This window comes from Pseudomonas sp. 21615526, from assembly GCF_013386245.1.
Lineage (GTDB): Bacteria > Pseudomonadota > Gammaproteobacteria > Pseudomonadales > Pseudomonadaceae > Aquipseudomonas.
In genome coordinates this window covers 776-1,861 of the sequence record NZ_JACAOM010000199.1, presented here as the reverse complement: position 1 = coordinate 1,861, position 1,086 = coordinate 776, and the positions used below count along the sequence as shown (strand labels likewise).

The following is a 1,086-nucleotide window of genomic DNA, read 5'->3' as shown; positions in this document are numbered from 1 at the left end:
GCGGCGCAGGCGCTGTTGGCGTTACTCAACTGCGGCATGGAGCCCGCGGTGCCGTTGCTCGGCTCGTTGGGCGAGAGCGACCTGGCGCCGTTGGCGCATTTGAGCCTGGCGCTGAACGTGCCATTGACGGGCAAGGATGGCCTGGCGCTGGTGTCGGCCAACTCCGCGAGCATCGGCCTTGGCGCGTTGCTGGTGGCCGAGGCCGAACAGGCATTGCAGGCCGTGTTGGTGGGGCTGGCGTTGTCGTGTGAAGGCTATCGGGCCAACCTCAGTCCGTTCCAGCCTTGGGCTTCGCGGTTGCGCCCGGCGCCGGGGCAAAGCGGGCAATCAGCGACGTTGCTGGAATTGCTGGCGGGCGGCGAATTGGCCGATAACCCGCGTCGGCTACAGGACCCGCTGAGCTTTCGCTGTGCCACGGTGGTTCAAGGCGCGGCGCATCAAGCGATGCTGCAACTGCGTGAACTGGTTGAGCTGGAGCTTGCCAGCGGTGCGGACAATCCGGCGTTGATCAGCGAAGACGTGTTGGTGCTGGCCACGGCCAATTTCGACAGCACCCATCTCGCGCTGGCGGCCGAAGGCTTGGGCCTGGCGTTGAGCCGTGTGGCGGTGTGCAGCGCCGAGCGGATTGCCAAGTTGCTGTCGCCGGCTTGCAGTGAACTGCCGCGCTTTCTGATCAACCAGCCCGGGCACGTGGGCATGGCCGCCTTGCAGCGCACCGGTTCGGCGTTGGTGGCGGAGATCGGGCACTTGGCCAATCCGATCCCGGCGGTGAGCGTGCCGGTGGCGGATCGCGTGGAAGATTATGCGGGGCAGGCGCTGGCGGTGGTCGAGAAAACCCGGCAACTGGTGCAGCGCGTGGTGTGGCTGGGCAGCATTGAGTTGATCGTGGCGGCGCAGGCGGTAGACCTGCGCGGCAAGGTTCAACTGGGGCAGGGCACCCGGCGTATTCATCAGGCGGTGCGCCGCCAGGTGGCGCACCTGGATCAGGACCGTTCGGGGTCGGTGGATGTGTTGGCGTTAAGTGCATTCATCGAAAACGATGGCTTGAAACCCATTCTCTAAAACTATGAAGATCAACTGTGGGAG

At 65.1% G+C, this 1,086-nt stretch carries 1 protein-coding gene; it reads left to right on the top strand.

Features of this window, described 5'->3' with window-relative positions; all coding sequences use genetic code 11:
• Positions 1-1,062: aromatic amino acid lyase (locus HX786_RS30945; protein ID WP_178913048.1), on the top strand; the 1,062-nt coding region annotated here is incomplete at its 5' end.
• Positions 1,063-1,086: the final 24 nt, after the last annotated feature.